16 protein-coding genes are annotated in these 15,879 nt (G+C 61.3%); 10 read left to right on the plus strand and 6 right to left on the minus strand.

Translation table 11 applies throughout. The annotated features are described in order from the left end of the window. Window positions 1-140: 140 nt before the first annotated feature. On the plus strand, window positions 141-1,667 hold the full coding sequence (locus AC3IT6_RS03260; protein ID WP_489354275.1) for a CoA-acylating methylmalonate-semialdehyde dehydrogenase: 1,527 nt from the start codon (window positions 141-143) through the stop codon (window positions 1,665-1,667). 10 nt (window positions 1,668-1,677) lie between these two features. Further along, window positions 1,678-2,565, plus strand: coding sequence for a 3-hydroxyisobutyrate dehydrogenase (gene mmsB, locus AC3IT6_RS03265; protein WP_489354276.1), 888 nt, complete (start codon window positions 1,678-1,680; stop codon window positions 2,563-2,565). Between the two features lie 190 nt (window positions 2,566-2,755). On the opposite strand, the gene AC3IT6_RS03270 is transcribed toward mmsB, so the two are convergent. The 4 genes from AC3IT6_RS03270 to AC3IT6_RS03285 form a co-directional block, all read right to left on the minus strand. Beyond that, window positions 2,756-3,100, minus strand: a complete 345-nt coding sequence (locus AC3IT6_RS03270) for a cupin domain-containing protein (RefSeq protein WP_046038617.1) — start codon at window positions 3,098-3,100, stop codon at window positions 2,756-2,758. A 106-nt stretch (window positions 3,101-3,206) separates the two neighbouring features. Continuing rightward, window positions 3,207-3,578: a MerR family transcriptional regulator gene (locus AC3IT6_RS03275; RefSeq protein WP_489354277.1), complete on the minus strand. Its 372-nt coding sequence runs from the start codon at window positions 3,576-3,578 to the stop codon at window positions 3,207-3,209. Window positions 3,579-3,627: 49 nt separating this feature from the next. Further along, window positions 3,628-4,206 carry an NAD(P)H-dependent oxidoreductase gene (locus tag AC3IT6_RS03280; RefSeq protein ID WP_489354278.1) on the minus strand — a complete coding sequence of 193 codons (579 nt, stop codon included), beginning with the start codon at window positions 4,204-4,206 and terminating at the stop codon, window positions 3,628-3,630. Between the two features lie 42 nt (window positions 4,207-4,248). After that, window positions 4,249-5,133 carry a LysR family transcriptional regulator gene (locus AC3IT6_RS03285; protein ID WP_489354279.1) on the minus strand — a complete coding sequence of 295 codons (885 nt, stop codon included), beginning with the start codon at window positions 5,131-5,133 and terminating at the stop codon, window positions 4,249-4,251. Between the two features lie 217 nt (window positions 5,134-5,350). On the opposite strand from AC3IT6_RS03285, the gene AC3IT6_RS03290 reads away from it, so the two are divergent. Next, a complete protein-coding gene (locus AC3IT6_RS03290; RefSeq protein ID WP_489354280.1) occupies window positions 5,351-6,115 on the plus strand; it encodes a sulfite exporter TauE/SafE family protein in 765 nt (254 codons plus the stop codon). Here the strand turns inward: AC3IT6_RS03290 and AC3IT6_RS03295 are convergent. Next, window positions 6,105-6,419 (minus strand): putative quinol monooxygenase, encoded by a 315-nt coding sequence (locus AC3IT6_RS03295; RefSeq protein ID WP_489354281.1) that lies wholly within the window; start codon window positions 6,417-6,419, stop codon window positions 6,105-6,107. The two genes, AC3IT6_RS03290 and AC3IT6_RS03295, sit on opposite strands and share 11 nt — an antisense overlap. Window positions 6,420-6,581: 162 nt before the next feature. On the opposite strand from AC3IT6_RS03295, the gene mdaB reads away from it, so the two are divergent. The 7 genes from mdaB to AC3IT6_RS03330 all read left to right on the plus strand — a co-directional run bounded on the left by mdaB (window position 6,582) and on the right by AC3IT6_RS03330 (window position 14,663). Beyond that, window positions 6,582-7,172, plus strand: a complete 591-nt coding sequence (gene mdaB, locus AC3IT6_RS03300; protein ID WP_489354282.1) for an NADPH:quinone oxidoreductase MdaB — start codon at window positions 6,582-6,584, stop codon at window positions 7,170-7,172. A 66-nt stretch (window positions 7,173-7,238) separates the two neighbouring features. Continuing rightward, window positions 7,239-8,150 carry a LysR family transcriptional regulator gene (locus AC3IT6_RS03305; protein ID WP_489354283.1) on the plus strand — a complete coding sequence of 304 codons (912 nt, stop codon included), beginning with the start codon at window positions 7,239-7,241 and terminating at the stop codon, window positions 8,148-8,150. Window positions 8,151-8,253: 103 nt separating this feature from the next. After that, a complete protein-coding gene (locus AC3IT6_RS03310; RefSeq protein WP_489354284.1) occupies window positions 8,254-9,147 on the plus strand; it encodes an NAD-dependent epimerase/dehydratase family protein in 894 nt (297 codons plus the stop codon). Between the two features lie 201 nt (window positions 9,148-9,348). Then, the gene (locus AC3IT6_RS03315; protein ID WP_489354285.1) at window positions 9,349-10,794 is read left to right on the plus strand and encodes a SulP family inorganic anion transporter; all 1,446 of its coding nucleotides are present in this window, start codon (window positions 9,349-9,351) and stop codon (window positions 10,792-10,794) included. A gap of 185 nt (window positions 10,795-10,979) precedes the next feature. Beyond that, on the plus strand, window positions 10,980-12,329 hold the full coding sequence (locus AC3IT6_RS03320) for a GntT/GntP/DsdX family permease (protein ID WP_223448189.1): 1,350 nt from the start codon (window positions 10,980-10,982) through the stop codon (window positions 12,327-12,329). A gap of 14 nt (window positions 12,330-12,343) precedes the next feature. Continuing rightward, complete coding sequence (locus tag AC3IT6_RS03325) at window positions 12,344-13,204, plus strand: MurR/RpiR family transcriptional regulator (RefSeq protein WP_489354286.1); 861 nt, start codon at window positions 12,344-12,346, stop codon at window positions 13,202-13,204. A 1-nt stretch (window position 13,205) separates the two neighbouring features. Further along, complete coding sequence (locus tag AC3IT6_RS03330) at window positions 13,206-14,663, plus strand: N-acyl-D-amino-acid deacylase family protein (RefSeq protein WP_489354287.1); 1,458 nt, start codon at window positions 13,206-13,208, stop codon at window positions 14,661-14,663. 15 nt (window positions 14,664-14,678) lie between these two features. On the opposite strand, the gene gliR is transcribed toward AC3IT6_RS03330, so the two are convergent. Then, the gene (gene gliR, locus AC3IT6_RS03335) at window positions 14,679-15,695 is read right to left on the minus strand and encodes an AraC family transcriptional regulator GliR (protein ID WP_489354288.1); all 1,017 of its coding nucleotides are present in this window, start codon (window positions 15,693-15,695) and stop codon (window positions 14,679-14,681) included. Window positions 15,696-15,879 lie beyond the last annotated feature (184 nt).

Here is a 15,879-nt window from a genome sequence, read left to right on the forward strand (position 1 = left end):
GGTTTTTATGTGCGTTCTTATTAGAAGTTTGCACATCTATACTCCAAAAACAGTCCGTTAACCAATTCGCGGCACACGCCTCATCTCAAGGCGAACTTTTCGTCTTGGCTCCTAGATAAAAACAACTTCCGGAGACCCACATGAACGTATCGCTCACGCCCAACGAAACCACCGTGCAAAAGGTCAAACTGTTGATCGACGGTCAGTGGGTCGAATCCAAGACCACCGAATGGCACGACATCATCAACCCGGCGACCCAGCAAGTGCTGGCCAAAGTGCCGTTTGCCACCGCCGAAGAAGTCGACGCAGCCATCAGCGCCGCCCATCGCGCTTTCCAGACCTGGAAGCTGACGCCCATCGGCGCGCGGATGCGCATCATGCTCAAGCTCCAGGCGCTGATTCGCGAACACTCCAAGCGCATCGCCGCGGTTCTGAGTGCAGAGCAGGGCAAGACCATTGCCGACGCCGAAGGCGACATTTTCCGTGGCCTGGAAGTGGTCGAGCACGCCTGTTCCATCGGCAGCCTGCAAATGGGCGAGTTCGCTGAGAACGTCGCCGGTGGCGTCGACACCTACACCCTGCGCCAGCCAATCGGCGTGTGCGCCGGCATTACCCCGTTCAACTTCCCGGCGATGATTCCGCTGTGGATGTTCCCGATGGCCATCGCCTGCGGCAACACCTTCGTGCTCAAGCCGTCCGAACAGGACCCGATGTCGACCATGCTCCTGGTGGAACTGGCGATTGAAGCGGGCATTCCAGCCGGCGTACTCAACGTCGTGCATGGCGGCAAGGACGTGGTCGACGGGCTCTGCACCCACAAGGACATCAAGGCGGTTTCCTTCGTCGGTTCAACCGCCGTCGGTACTCATGTCTACGACCTGGCCGGTAAACACGGCAAGCGCGTGCAATCGATGATGGGCGCGAAGAACCACGCCGTGGTGCTGCCGGACGCCAATCGCGAACAAGCGCTGAATGCGCTGGTGGGTGCCGGATTTGGTGCCGCCGGTCAACGCTGCATGGCCACCTCGGTGGTGGTGCTGGTGGGCGCGGCCAAGCAATGGCTGCCGGATCTCAAGGCGCTGGCGCAGAAGCTCAAGGTCAATGCTGGCAGCGAGCCGGGCACCGATGTCGGCCCGGTGATCTCGAAAAAGGCCAAGGCGCGGATTCTCGACCTGATCGAAAGCGGCATCAAGGAAGGCGCGAAACTGGAGCTGGACGGTCGCGAGATCTCGGTTCCCGGTTACGAGAAGGGCAACTTTGTCGGCCCGACCCTGTTCTCCGGCGTGACCACCGACATGCAGATCTACACCCAGGAAATCTTCGGTCCGGTGCTGGTGGTGCTGGAAGTCGCCACCCTCGATGAGGCCATCGCCCTGGTCAACGCCAACCCGTTCGGCAACGGCACGGGTCTGTTCACCCAGAGCGGCGCGGCGGCGCGCAAATTCCAGAACGAAATCGACGTCGGTCAGGTCGGTATCAACATCCCGATTCCAGTGCCGGTGCCGTTCTTCAGCTTCACCGGTTCGCGCGGTTCCAAGCTCGGCGACCTCGGCCCGTATGGCAAGCAAGTGGTGCAGTTCTACACTCAGACCAAGACCGTCACCAGTCGCTGGTTCGATGACGACAGCGTCAACGACGGTGTGAACACCACCATCAACCTGCGTTAAGGAGCCGGACATGAAAATCGCTTTTATCGGTCTGGGCAACATGGGCGCGCCGATGGCGCGCAACCTGATCAAGGCTGGTCATGCACTGCGCCTGGTGGACCTGAACAAAGCCGTGCTGGCGGAGCTGGAGCAACTGGGCGGCAGTATCAGTGCATCGGCCCGCGAAGCGGCAGAGGGTGCCGAATTGGTCATCACCATGCTGCCTGCCGCGGTGCATGTGCGCAGTGTGTGGCTGAGCGAAGACGGCGTGCTCGCCGGTATCGGCAAAGGTGTTCCGGCCGTGGATTGCAGCACCATCGATCCGCAGACCGCGCGGGACGTAGCCACCGCCGCTGCCAAACAGGGCGTGGCCATGGCCGATGCACCGGTCTCTGGCGGCACCGGTGGTGCAGCCGCCGGGACGCTGACCTTTATGGTCGGCGCCACCCCCGAACTGTTCGCCACCCTGCAACCGGTACTGGCGCAAATGGGCCGCAACATCGTCCATTGTGGTGAGGTCGGCACCGGGCAAATCGCTAAAATCTGCAACAACCTGCTGCTGGGGATTTCCATGGTCGGCGTCAGCGAAGCCATGGCGCTGGGCGATGCCCTGGGCATCGACACCAAGGTGCTGGCGGGCATCATCAACAGCTCCACCGGGCGTTGCTGGAGTTCGGAGATGTACAACCCGTGGCCGGGCATCGTTGAAACAGCACCGGCGTCGCGCGGTTACACCGGTGGTTTCGGTGCCGAACTGATGCTCAAGGATCTGGGGCTGGCCACTGAAGCGGCGCGTCAGGCGCACCAGCCGGTGGTACTCGGCGCGGTGGCCCAGCAGTTGTATCAGGCGATGAGTTTGCGTGGGGAGGGGGGGCAGGACTTCTCGGCGATCATCAACGGCTATCGCAAGCCGCAATAGCAAGGCTGTGGCAAAAAACTGTGGGAGCGAGCTTGCTCCGGGCGGCGTTCCGACGATGAGGTCGTTACAGTCGACATTGATGGTGACTGACCCACCGCTATCGCGAGCAAGCTCGCTCCCACAGGGTACGGCGTTTACCTATAGATATTGACCGGGAGATCACGTCGGGTGATCCCCCGGTTTTTTTGTATCAGGCAAACACGAAATATTTGCGCACGGTTTCCACCACTTCCCAGGTGCCTTTCATCCCCGGCTCAACGACGAAAATGTCGCCGGCGCGCAGGTGGATCGGCGCCATGCCTTCCGGAGTAATGATGCAGTAGCCTTCCTGGAAGTGGCAGTACTCCCACTTCACGTATTCCACATACCACTTGCCCGGCGTGCAGATCCAGGTGCCCATGATCTTGCTGCCGTCTTCGCTGGTGTAGGCATTGAGGTTGACGGTGTGCGGGTCGCCTTCGAGTTTTTCCCATTTGCAGGCGTCGAGCACGGGCAGCGGGTGGGTGTCGCGAAGAACGGTAATCGGTGCGGTCATGATGACTCCGGGCAGTGGGCTCAAGAACTGAAGTCGCACCCTATAGCGCCTGCCCAACCCTCAGTTGTCTGTGCTCGACACTGAGCTGTCCAGAAACGCACGCTCCTCAATTACGGTTCAGCGGGCAGTCGAGCCTGGATTGTTCGAGGCTGTTCCCGAACTCGACCAATTGCGAGTGCTGTTGCGACAGCGCCGCTATCCGCTCGGCGATTTCCTGTTTTTTGCTGGCGATGACCTGATGTGCCTGTTCCCACGGCAGCTGTGGGCCATGATGTCCGGCGAAGATCGGCTGCAATTCCTTGAGCCTGAAACCCAACTGCTGGGCACATTTGATGAACATCAGCAGGTCGACGCTGTGCTGGTCATAGATGCGGTACTTGCCCTGACGGCGAGCGGCAGGCAGCAGGCCAATCGACTCGTAGTGACGGATGCTTTTGACAGTGGTGCCGGAGCGCTGCGCGGCTTGGCCGATGTACATGGGAAGGTCCTTTTCTCCGAGGATAAAGCTCGGCGCATTATCGACCGACTCAAGCGCCGGCGATAGCTTCGGCTTGGCGTAACCAGGCCGCATGCCGGTCTGCGCTGGCGCCGAGAATTGGCCCGAAGGTGAGGGTTCGGGTTGGCTTGATGCCACAGAATTCCAGCGTGGTTTTGCGGACCTGATGCAAGCCGGGCATGCGGTAGATCCATCGGTAGTACCAGGGCGGTGTGTCCATGGTCACCAGCAGGTGAGCGGTTCGGCCGCGCAGGAGTTTGTCGGGGAAGGCTTTGCCCTGGCGATATTTGAAGGCAAAACCCGGCAAGAACACCCGGTCGAAAAAGCCTTTGAGCAAGGCCGGTACGCCGCCCCACCAGATCGGATATACCAGCGTCAGTTGTTCGGCCCACAGGATATCAGCCTGGGCGTTACGCAAGTCGTCTTCCAGCGGCTGGATCTGCTGATAGCCTTCGCGCAGTACCGGGTCAAAATCCATGCTGCCCAGAAACAATTGACGCACTTCATGCCCGGCGCGCACTGCCGACAATGTGTAACGCTCGGCAAGGGCGGCGCAGAAGCTGTTGCCGGACGGATGCCCGAGGATCACCAGTATTCGCTTACCCATCATCGCTGTCCTTGAGGATCAAACCTCAAGGATAAAGTCTGCCCCTCAGGGGAGAGTCAAGGCGTGCAGCAGGGCCTTGGCATAGCCGGGTAATGCGGCGAAGTCCCGGGCACAAAGCAACAGTTTGCGTTGGCCCCAGGGTTCTTGCAGGGCGAGGCTTTTGAAGGACAGTCCGCCAGGCCCGCGTTCGACCGCGGCCAGCGGTACGATTGCCAGTCCCGCCCCTCGGGCGACCATGCGCATTACGCCATCGAAGCCATCGGCACGGATGCGAATCTGCATGCGCAGGCCGGCGTGAAGCGCCTGTTCTTCCAGGTACACCGCCAAGGCGCTGTTGGCATTCAGGCTGACGTAGTCGTGATGCAGTGTGTCGGTGAAACTCACTGAGGTCGCATGAGCCAAGGGATGATCTCGAGGCATGATCAGCACCAGCGGATCATCGCGGAACGCTTGGGTCTGCAGGTCATCGGTGTCCACCGCGTCGGAAACGATGCCGAGGTCTGCCGCCCCCTGGCGCAAGGCATGGGTGATGCGGGTGCTGGGCAGTTCCTGCAGGTCGATGTCGAGATTGGGGTGGCGGTGCAGAAAGTCCGCGAGCAACTCTGGCAGGTACTCGGTGATCGCTGTGGTGTTGCACAGCAGCCGCACCTGGCCTTTGACGCCTTGGGCGTATTCGGCCAGTTCCTGTTGCAGGCGTTCGGCCTGTTGCAGCAGGACCCGGGCGTGTCGGGCCAGGGCATTGCCGGCCGGCGTCGGGCTGACCCCACGACGATTGCGCTGAAGAAACTCGACGCCCAGCGACGCCTCCATGGCGCGAATTCGTGCACTGGCCGCTGCCAGGGACAAATGACTGCGTGCGGCGCCGGCGGTGATGTTGCCGGTGTCGAGGATGTTCAGGTACAGGCGCAGGTCGGTCAGGTCGAAGTGCATTGCAGCAACCTCTAGATAGGTGTTGTCTGGGCCGGCCTCTTCGCGGGCAAGCCCGCTCCCACAGGGGATTTGTGAACAACACATAACCACTGTGGGAGCGGGCTTGCCCGCGAAGAGGCCAGTCGCTGCAGTGAAATACTCAGCCTCTGCCAAGGCAAGAGGCAGCCTCAGTATATGGCAGATTTTCAATCAACCCCCGCGGGCTCACCATGGCCCCATGAATACACTCTCGGCGTTTTATCAGAATCTCGGTTTAGCCCTTTCAATGCTGGTCATTGGCACCTTTGTGCTGGCCGGCATGATCAAGGGCGTGATCGGCCTCGGCCTGCCGACCGTTGCCATGGGCCTGCTCGGTCTGGCTATGGCGCCGACACAGGCTGCGGCGCTGCTGATCATTCCGGCGACCCTGACCAACGTCTGGCAATTGGCATTCGGCGGGCATCTGTCGGGGCTGGTCAAACGGCTGTGGCCGATGTTGCTGGCGATTTTCATCGGCACCGGGGCAGGCACGCTGTGGGTGGGCATGAGCGGTGGCCATTGGGTGGTGCGGGGGTTGGGCGCGGCATTGTTGCTGTATGCGCTGAGCGGTTTGTTTCTGCCGACTGTGCGCGTGGGGCGGCGCAGCGAACGCTGGCTCGGTCCGCTGTGTGGCGTGCTGACCGGCGTCATCACTTCGGCCACCGGCGTGTTCGTGATTCCGGCGGTGCCCTATCTGCAAGCGCTGGGTTTGAGCAAGGACGAGCTGGTACAGGCGCTGGGCCTATCGTTCACCGTCTCGACCCTGGCCCTGGCTGGGGGATTGCTATGGCGTGGCGCGCTCGGCGGGGGCGAGCTGAGCGCATCGCTGCTGGCGCTGATTCCCGCCATGCTCGGCATGTGGCTGGGGCAATCGCTGCGCCAGCGGATCAGCGCCCTGTGGTTCAAGCGCGTGTTCTTCGTTGGCCTGGGTGTGCTCGGCGGCCATTTACTGATCAGCGGCTAGCGGACGACGGGCTGATCATCTCGATGGCGCGGATCTCGAAGTCCCGTTCCAGGTATTCATCGCGCTGTTCGAGGAACTGCTTCATGTGCGGCAGGTTCGAGTGCACGTCGAGGTGGGCCTGGGATTGCCAGATCTCGTAGAAGATGAACAGGGTCGGGTCCTGTTTGTCGCGCAACATGTGGTATTCGATGCAACCGGGTTCGGTTCGGCTCGCTTGCACGTAGCCGCTGAAAAACGCTTCGAAGGCGTCGGATTTTTCCGGGTGGGTCTTGGCGTGCAGGATGAAGCCCTGGATTTCACTCATCTACATCTCTCCTCAAGTCAGAACTGGCGTCAGTCTAAGGCAACAATCAGCTGTTGATTCGTGCTTGTAGATCAAATGAATTTTGCTCAATCGAGGCTTACTCCGCGCGAGGCCGATCGGTACTCTGCCGCCATCCGATTCCCGACCTTCCCGAGACCTCCCATGAAAAAAGTCCTGCTACTCAATGGCGGCAAAAAATTTGCGCACTCCGACGGCCGCTACAACACCACCCTGCATGAAACCGCGTTGAGCGTGCTGGATCGCGGTGGCATGGATGTCAAAACCACCTTCATCGACGAGGGTTACGACGTCGCCGAAGAAGTGGCCAAGTTCCTCTGGGCCGACGTGATCATTTACCAGATGCCCGGCTGGTGGATGGGCGCGCCGTGGACCGTGAAAAAGTACATCGATGAAGTCTTCACCGAAGGCCATGGCAGCCTCTATGCCAGCGACGGTCGCACCCGTTCGAACGCGTCGCAGAAGTACGGCAGTGGCGGCCTGATTCACGGCAAGCAATACATGCTGTCGCTGACCTGGAACGCCCCACAGCAAGCCTTCGACGACCCGACCGATTTCTTCGAAGCCAAAGGCGTGGACGTGGTGTACTTCCCGTTCCACAAGGCCAACGAGTTCCTGGGCATGACCGGTTTGCCGACGTTCCTCTGCGTGGACGTGATGAAGCGTCCGAACATCGAAGGCGACGTGGCGCGCTATGAGCAGCATTTGGCTGAGGTGTTTGGCCTCAAGGCTTAACGCTCGGCTACTATCCGATGCAACGGCCAGGAAGATCGCAGCGCCGATTCGCAAACGAGGACACACGTGAAAGCCAGATCCGATGAATTGCAGGTTTTCGTCTGCGTGATTGAATGCGGGTCGATTTCCGCGGCGGCCGAGCAGGTCGGGCAAACGCCTTCGGCGGTCAGTCGTACGCTGTCGCGGCTGGAGGCCAAGCTCGACACCACCTTGATCAATCGCACCACGCGGCGCATGGACCTGACCGAAGAGGGCAAGTACTTCTTCGAACACGCCAAGCGCATTCTCGATCAGATGGACGAGCTCGAAGAGCGCCTGTCCTCACGCCAGCAAACACCGTCCGGGCGGCTGCGGATCAACGCGGCATCACCTTTCATGCTGCACGCCATCGTGCCCTACATCGATGAATTCCGCAGGCTCTACCCTGACATCCAGCTCGAGCTCAACAGCAATGATTTGATCATCGACCTGCTGGAACAGAGCACCGACATCGCCATCCGCATCGGCACCCTGAGCGACTCGACGCTGCATGCCCGCTCCCTGGGTTGCAGCCCGCTGCACATCGTCGCCAGCCCGGCCTATCTGGAAAAGCACGGCACACCGCAAGCCGTGGCTGACCTGGCCAACCATACGCTGCTGGGGTTCACCCAGAACGAAGGCCTCAACCAATGGCCGCTGCGTTATGTGCATGGCGATCGCTGGCCTATCCAGGCATCGATCAGCGCCTCCAGCGGCGAAACCATCCGCCATCTCGCACTGGACGGCCAGGGTATCGCCAGCCTGTCGCATTTCATGACCATCGAAGACATTCGTGCCGGACGCTTGAAAGTGTTGCTGGCCGAGTTCAACAGCGGATATCGCCAGCCGATCAACGCGGTGTACTACCGCAACTCGCAACTGGCCCTGCGGATTCAATGCTTTCTGGACTTTATCCAGGGCAAGTTGGCCGATTATGCGAGCGCGGATTTCAAGGGCTGATTCGTGATTCCTGCGCAAAAGTGAATTGGGTCGGCAGGGATTTTTCCTCAGGGATCGCTGCCGGATACTCCTTGCATCACTTATCCACGCAGGGAGTTGCTCCATGAATGTATTCGTTACCGGTGCCGCCGGTTTTATCGGCGGCTCCATCGCCACGGGCCTGGTCCAGGCTGGCCACAACGTCACCGGTCTGGTGCGCAGCGTCGAACAAGCCGATGAACTGCGTGCACTGGGCATCACCCCGGTGATCGGCACCCTCGACGACTCCGCCCTGTTGGCCGATCAGGCGCTTGCTGCCGACGCGGTGATCAACGCCGCCAGCAGCGATCATCGTGGCGCGGTGCAAGCCTTGCTCGATGCCTTGCGCGGTTCTGGCAAAGTGTTCCTGCACACCAGCGGTTCGAGCATCGTCGGTGATGCCTCGGGCGGTAAATCCAGCGATGTCATCTACTTCGAAGACAACCTGCCGAAACCGACAGTCGACAAGGCGGCGCGCGTGGCCATCGACAACCTGATCCTGGCGGCGGCCATGGACGGGGTGAACTCGGCGGTGATCTGCAACACGCTGATCTACGGCCACAGCTTGGGCGTAAGTCGTGACAGCGTGCAGCTGCCGCGTCTGCTGAAACAGGCGCGCAAAAGCGGTGTGGTGCGTCATGTCGGCCCGGGCCAGAACATCTGGTCCAATGTGCACATCGAGGACGTGGTGGCGCTGTACCTGCTGGCGCTGACTGAAAACGTGCCTGGCACCTTCTACTTTGTCGAAAGCGGTGAAGCGTCGTTCATCGACATGACCACGGCCATGGCCCAGGCGCTGAATCTGGGCGAACCGCAGGACTGGGCGCTCAAGGATGCGGAAGCCGAGTGGGGGTATGAAATGGCCAACTATGGTTTGGGCTCCAACAGCCGGGTGCGTGGCAAGCATGCGCGGGAATTGCTGGGTTGGGTGCCGAAGCGGACGTCGGTAGTTGAGTGGATTCGGGCCGAGATGGTGTGAGTTCGCTTTAGACCGCGTTATCGTTCTTCGCGAGCAAGCCCGCTCCCACATTCGACCGCATTCTTTCTGACGGGGCGCGATCAATTGTGGGAGCGGGCTTGCTCGCGAAGACTTTTTCGATGACACAGATGATGGCCGGTCGGCCCCCGATTCCGTAACATCCGCACACTCTTTTTCGTCTCTCCCTGTGTGCGGTTCCCCATGAAAGCAAAACGTCTACGCGCCGATGTCCTGGCCGGACTTACCACCTCCTTCGCCCTGTTGCCCGAGTGCATCGCTTTCGCGCTGGTGGCCCATCTCAATCCGTTGATGGGGCTCTATGGCGCGTTCATCATCTGCACCCTGACTGCGCTGTTCGGCGGGCGACCGGGCATGGTGTCCGGCGCGGCCGGCTCGATGGCCGTGGTGATCGTCGCGCTGGTGGTGCAACACGGCGTGCAGTATCTGCTGGCCACGGTGTTGCTGGGCGGGTTGATCATGATGGCGTTCGGGCTGCTCAAGCTCGGCAAACTGGTGCGCATGGTGCCGCACCCGGTGATGCTCGGCTTCGTCAACGGCCTGGCGATCATCATTGCCCTGGCGCAACTGGAGCACTTCAAGAGCGGGGAGGCCTGGTTGAGCGGTACGCCGCTGTACATGATGATCGGGCTGGTCGCGGTGACCATGGCCATTGTCTACGTGCTGCCGCGCCTGACCCGTACGGTGCCGCCAGCACTGGTGGCGATTCTCGGCGTGGGCCTGGCGGTGTATCTGCTTGGCCTGCCGACCCGCACCCTGGGCGACATGGCGCACATTGCCGGTGGCTTGCCGACGCTGGCGCTGCCGGACATTGCATGGAACCTGGACACTCTGCGCATCATCGCGCCCTACGCGATCCTGATGGCGCTGGTCGGGTTGCTGGAAACCCTGTTGACCCTGAACCTCACCGACGAAATCACCGAGAGCCGTGGCTACCCGGATCGCGAGTGCGTGGCGCTGGGGGCGGCGAATCTGGTGTCCGGTGCGTTCGGCGGCATGGGCGGTTGCGCCATGATCGGCCAGACTATGATCAACCTCAGTTCCGGCGGGCGCGGGCGCTTGTCCGGGATGGTGGCCGGGGTGTCGATCCTGTTGTTCATCCTGTTTCTGTCGCCGCTGATCGAGCGTATTCCGCTGGCCGCGCTGGTGGGGGTGATGTTCGTGGTGGCGCAACAGACCTTCGCCTGGGCTTCGTTGCGGGTGCTGAACAAGGTGCCGCTCAACGACGTGCTGGTGATCATCGCGGTGACCGTGATTACCGTGTTCACCGATCTGGCAATGGCGGTGCTTTGCGGGATCATCATCGCGGCGCTGAACTTTGCCTGGCAGCAGGCCCGACAGTTGTATGCCGACAGCCACCTGGAGAACGACGGCAGCAAGCTGTACCGGGTGCATGGCACGCTGTTTTTTGCCTCGACCACACCCTTTCTCAATCAGTTCGATCCGGCCAACGACCCGGCACAAGTGACACTTGATTGCCAACACCTGAGCTTCGTCGACTACTCGGCCATCGCCGCGCTGGGCACCTTGCGCGAGCGCTACACCAGGGCCGGCAAGCACTTGCGGGTGCTGCATTTGTCCGAGCGCTGCAAGAAATTGCTCAAGCGCGCCCGGATGCAGCACGACTGAAATCAAACAGGCAGGTGCGATGAAAATCCGCCTGCCTGATTTTCATTATTTGCGACAACTCATACCTCTGTGCGACACCCCTTACCTCTGCACGAAAATTACTTTCACCTCGTTTGAAAATCACCTGCCGAAATGTTTTAAGAGTTTCACAAATATTTCGACGTGACCCTCTCGAGGAGTACCGCATGACCCTGTCCTTCGGCTATTGGCTGCTGGTGTATGCCGCCATCGCCATCATTGCACTGATCGTTCTGATCGCCCGTTACCGACTCAACCCGTTCATTGTCATCACCCTGATTTCCATCGGCCTGGCGCTGGTGGCGGGCATGCCGCCGTCGGGTGTGGTGGGGGCGTACGAGGCCGGGGTCGGCAAGACCCTGGGGCATATCGCATTGGTGGTGGCGCTGGGCACCATGCTCGGCAAGATGATGGCCGAGTCCGGTGGCGCCGAGCAGGTGGCGCGGACCTTGATCGACCGTTTCGGCGAGAAGAACGCGCATTGGGCGATGGTGACCATCGCGTTTCTGGTGGGGCTGCCGCTGTTCTTCGAAGTCGGTTTCGTCTTGCTGGTGCCGATTGCCTTTACCGTGGCGCGGCGCGTGGGCGTGTCGATCCTGATGGTCGGCTTGCCGATGGTCGCCGGGCTTTCGGTGGTGCATGCGCTGGTGCCGCCGCACCCGGCCGCGATGCTGGCGGTGCAGGTGTATCAGGCGTCGGTGGGGCAGACCTTGATGTACGCGATCCTGATCGGCATTCCGACCGCGATCATCGCCGGTCCCCTGTACGCCAAGTTCATTGTGCCGCGCATTCAGCTGCCGGCGGAAAACCCACTGGAGCGCCAGTTCCTCGAACGCGAGCCGCGCGACAGCCTGCCGGGTTTCGGTATCACCATGGCGACCATCCTGTTGCCGGTGGTACTGATGCTGATCGGCGGCTGGGCCAATCTGATTTCCACGCCGGGCAGTGGTTTCAACCAGTTCCTGCTGTTCATCGGCAACTCGGTGATCGCGCTGTTGCTGGCCACATTGCTGAGCTTCTGGACCCTCGGCCTGGCCCAGGGCTTCAACCGCGAATCGATCCTCAAGTTCACCAACGAATGCCTGGCGCCGACCGCCAGCATCACCTTACTGGTGGGCGCCGGCGGTGGTTTGAACCGGATTCTGGTGGACGCCGGCGTCACTGACCAGATCGTCGGCCTGGCCCACGAATTTCATTTGTCGCCGCTATTGATGGGTTGGCTGTTTGCCGCGTTGATGCGCATCGCCACCGGTTCTGCCACTGTGGCCATGACCACCGCTTCAGGCGTGGTTGCTCCCGTAGCCATTGGTCTGGGTTATCCCCATCCGGAGTTGCTGGTGCTGGCGACTGGCGCCGGGTCGGTTATCTTTTCCCACGTCAATGACGGCGGCTTCTGGTTGATCAAGGAATACTTCAACATGACCGTTACCCAAACCTTCAAGACCTGGACCGTGCTCGAGACGTTGATCTCGGTCGTTGCTTTCGCGTTGACCGTTGGCCTTTCTTACCTGATTTAGCCGGAGCCACTTGCATGGACATCCTCTACCAGATCCGCGCCCGTCAGGACTCCTTCAGCGCCGGTGAAGGACGCATCGCCCGCCTGATGCTCGACGACGTAGGATTTGCCGCCTCCGCCAGCCTCGATGAACTGGCGCTACGGGCGGAGGTCAGCAGCGCCACGCTGTCGCGCTTCGCCCGTACGGTCGGCTGTAAGGACCTGCGTGACTTGCGTTTGCAACTGGCCCAGGCCAGCGGCGTCGGCAGCCGGTTTCTCGACCCGGCGGGCACGCCCGAGCAGTCGGCGTTCTACGGGCAGATCGTCGGTGACATCGAGTCGACCTTGCGCCAGCACCTGGCAGCGTTCGATGAGTCGCGTTTCGCTGATGCGGTGAAACTGCTGGGCAAGGCGCGGATGATTCATGCGTTCGGCATGGGCGGCTGCTCGACCCTGTGCAGCGATGAACTGCAAGTGCGCCTGGTGCGTCTCGGCTATCCGATCGGGGTGTGCCACGATGCGGTGATGATGCGCGTCACCGCCGCCAGCCTCAGTGCCGAACAGGTGGTGATTGTCTGCTCGTTGACCGGGATCACCCCGGAGCTGATTGAAACGGTGGAGCTGGCGCGCAACTACGGCGCACGCATTCTGGCAATCACCCGGGCCGATTCACCGCTGGCGCAACTGGCTGACATCGTCCTGCCGCTGCAAAGCGCCGAAACCTCGTTCATCTACAAACCCACGGCAGCGCGCTACGGCATGCTGCTGGCCATCGACGTGCTCGCCACCGAGTTGGCCCTGGCCAATCCTGAAGACAATCAAGAACGTTTGCGGCGGATCAAACTCGCCCTCGACGAATACCGCGGCGGCGACGATCACTTGCCGCTGGGAGACTGACATGCAGTACGACACGCTGATTCGCAACGCCCTGATCATCGACGGCAGCAACAGCCCCGGTTACCCCGCCGACGTGGCCATTCTCAACGGGCGCATCGAGCGTATCGGCGACTTGCGCGATGCCCGTGCCAGCGAAGAAATCGACGCGCAGGGCCATGTGCTGGCGCCGGGTTTCATCGACGTGCACACCCATGACGACACTGTGGTGATTCGTCAGCCGCAGATGCTGCCAAAGCTCAGCCAAGGCGTGACTACGGTCATCGTCGGCAACTGCGGGATCAGTGCGTCACCGGTGAGTTTGCGCGGCGATCCACCGGACCCGATGAACCTGCTGGGCACGGCCGCTGCGTTCGTTTATCCGACCTTCGGCGACTACCGCGCGGCCGTCGAAGCGGCGAACACCACGCTGAACGTCGCCGCACTGGTCGGCCACACGGCGTTGCGCAGCAATCATCTGGACGACCTGTTTCGCACCGCCACGGCAGAAGAAATCAGCTCGATGCGCGAGCAGTTGCGCGAAAGCCTTGAGGCCGGTGCCTTGGGCCTGTCCACCGGCCTTGCCTATGCCAGCGCCTTCTCGGCATCCACCGAGGAAGTGATGCAACTGACCGAAGAGTTGACCGCGTTCGGGGCGGTCTACACCACCCATTTGCGCAGCGAATTCGAACCGGTGCTGGAGGCCATGGACGAGGCGTTCCAGATCGGTCGCCATGCGCAAAGCCCGGTGATCATTTCCCACCTCAAATGCGCTGGCGCCGGTAACTGGGGGCGTAGTCCGCAGCTGCTGGCGTCCCTGGAACAGGCGGCGAAGACCCACCCGGTGGGTTGCGATTGTTATCCGTATGCAGCGAGTTCTTCGACGCTGGATTTGAAGCAGGTTACTGACGCCCATCGCATCACCATCACCTGGTCGACCCCGCACCCGGAGATGGGCGGCCGCGACCTGATGGACATCGCCGCCGAATGGAATGTGCCGTTGCTGGAGGCCGCTCGCCAACTGCAACCGGCCGGTGCGGTGTACTACGGAATGGATGAGGCGGATGTCCGCAGAATCCTCGCGCATCCGCTGTCGATGGTCGGCTCTGACGGCTTGCCGGAAGACCCGTTTCCACACCCACGCTTGTGGGGCGCATTCCCTCGGGTGCTCGGACATTTCAGCCGTGACGTAGGACTATTCCCGCTGCACACCGCCGTGCACAAAATGACTGGGCTGTCGGCGGCACGCTTCGGTTTGAAGGCGCGCGGTGAAATACGCGAAGGCCATTGGGCGGACCTGGTGTTGTTCGATCCGGCGACCATCCGTGATGTCGCCGATTTCAACGACCCGCAGCGGGCGGCGCAAGGCATCGAAGGGGTATGGGTCAACGGTGTGTTGAGCTACCGCGATGGCCAGGCCAACGGGCGCAGGGAAGGGCGGTTCCTGGCCCGGGAAGGGGATTTGCGCACGGGTTTTCAGTGAGTTTCGAGGACTGCGTCAAACCCGGTGGGTTTGGCGAAACTCACCCGGCGGCATCCCGCGCCGGCTTTTGAACGTGCGGTGAAACGAGCGGGGTTCGGTGAAACCCAGGTATTGGGCGATGTCCTGAATCGGCAGGGTGCTGTTGAGCAGGTAATGCTCGGCCAGCTCCTGGCGCAGGTCATCGAGGATCTGCTGGTACGACGTACCGGCCAGATGCAGCTGGCGTTGCAGCGTGCGCACTGACACCGCGAGATGCTCGGCCACCTGCTCCTTGCGTGGCAGACCTTCCTTGAGCAACTTTCGCAGGATGCTTTTGACCCGCTGTTCCAGCGACGCGTCCTCCAGTGTGGCCATCAATCCCTGGGCATGTTCTTCCAGCGTGCGCAGCAATTGCGCATCGGCCTGGCGCAATGGCAACTGCAAATACGGCAACGGGACAATCAGCGCCGAATAAGGCTGGTCGAACAGCACCGGACAGTCGAAGAACTGCTCGTACTCTACCAGCGTCGTGTCGGCCGGACAGGCATGTTCCAGCCAGACGGCGGCCGGCGACATTTGCGTGTCGGCGATCCAGCGCGCGTATTGCAGCCAGGAACCGAGCACGTTTTCCACCAGGTGACGGCGAATTCGCGGGCGCTGATGGCGGCATGTCCAGATCAGGTGCACCTCGCTGCCTTGCACCTCGGCGCGGCTGACGCCCATGTCTCCCACCAGCTTCTCGAACGGCATGATGCGGCTCATGGCGTCGCCCAGTGTCGCGCAGTTCATGGTGATGTAACCCAGCACGCTCCAGGAGTTGGGCAACACGAAACGTGCGGCGTTGAGACCGAACAACGCATCGCCCGAGTGTTCGCAGAAATAATCGAGCAGCCGCTCATGGGCTTCACCCGGCAACCGCAGGCTGTTGTCACTCAACTGCTGTGCCTGCAACCCGGCAGCCGCCAACGCAGGCTCGATGGCCATGCCCAGTTGTTCGGCATGACGCAGGTATTTGAGCAGCGGCGGAACTGAAGTGAAACCCAGGGATTGCATGATCGTATTCCTTTGATCAAGGCCCGCGTGCGCGGATGAATGCCCTGAAAGGTAATTTGAAACCACGGCTAAAGTAAATGGCTGGCGCCTGCGCGACGTTTGACTCAATTGGCTACTCGAACTGGCCGGATGCGACCGTGACACTTTCGGGCGGCTGACTAGTATGGGGGCCTGAAAATATCAC

The organism is Pseudomonas sp. KH_017, assembly GCF_057840285.1.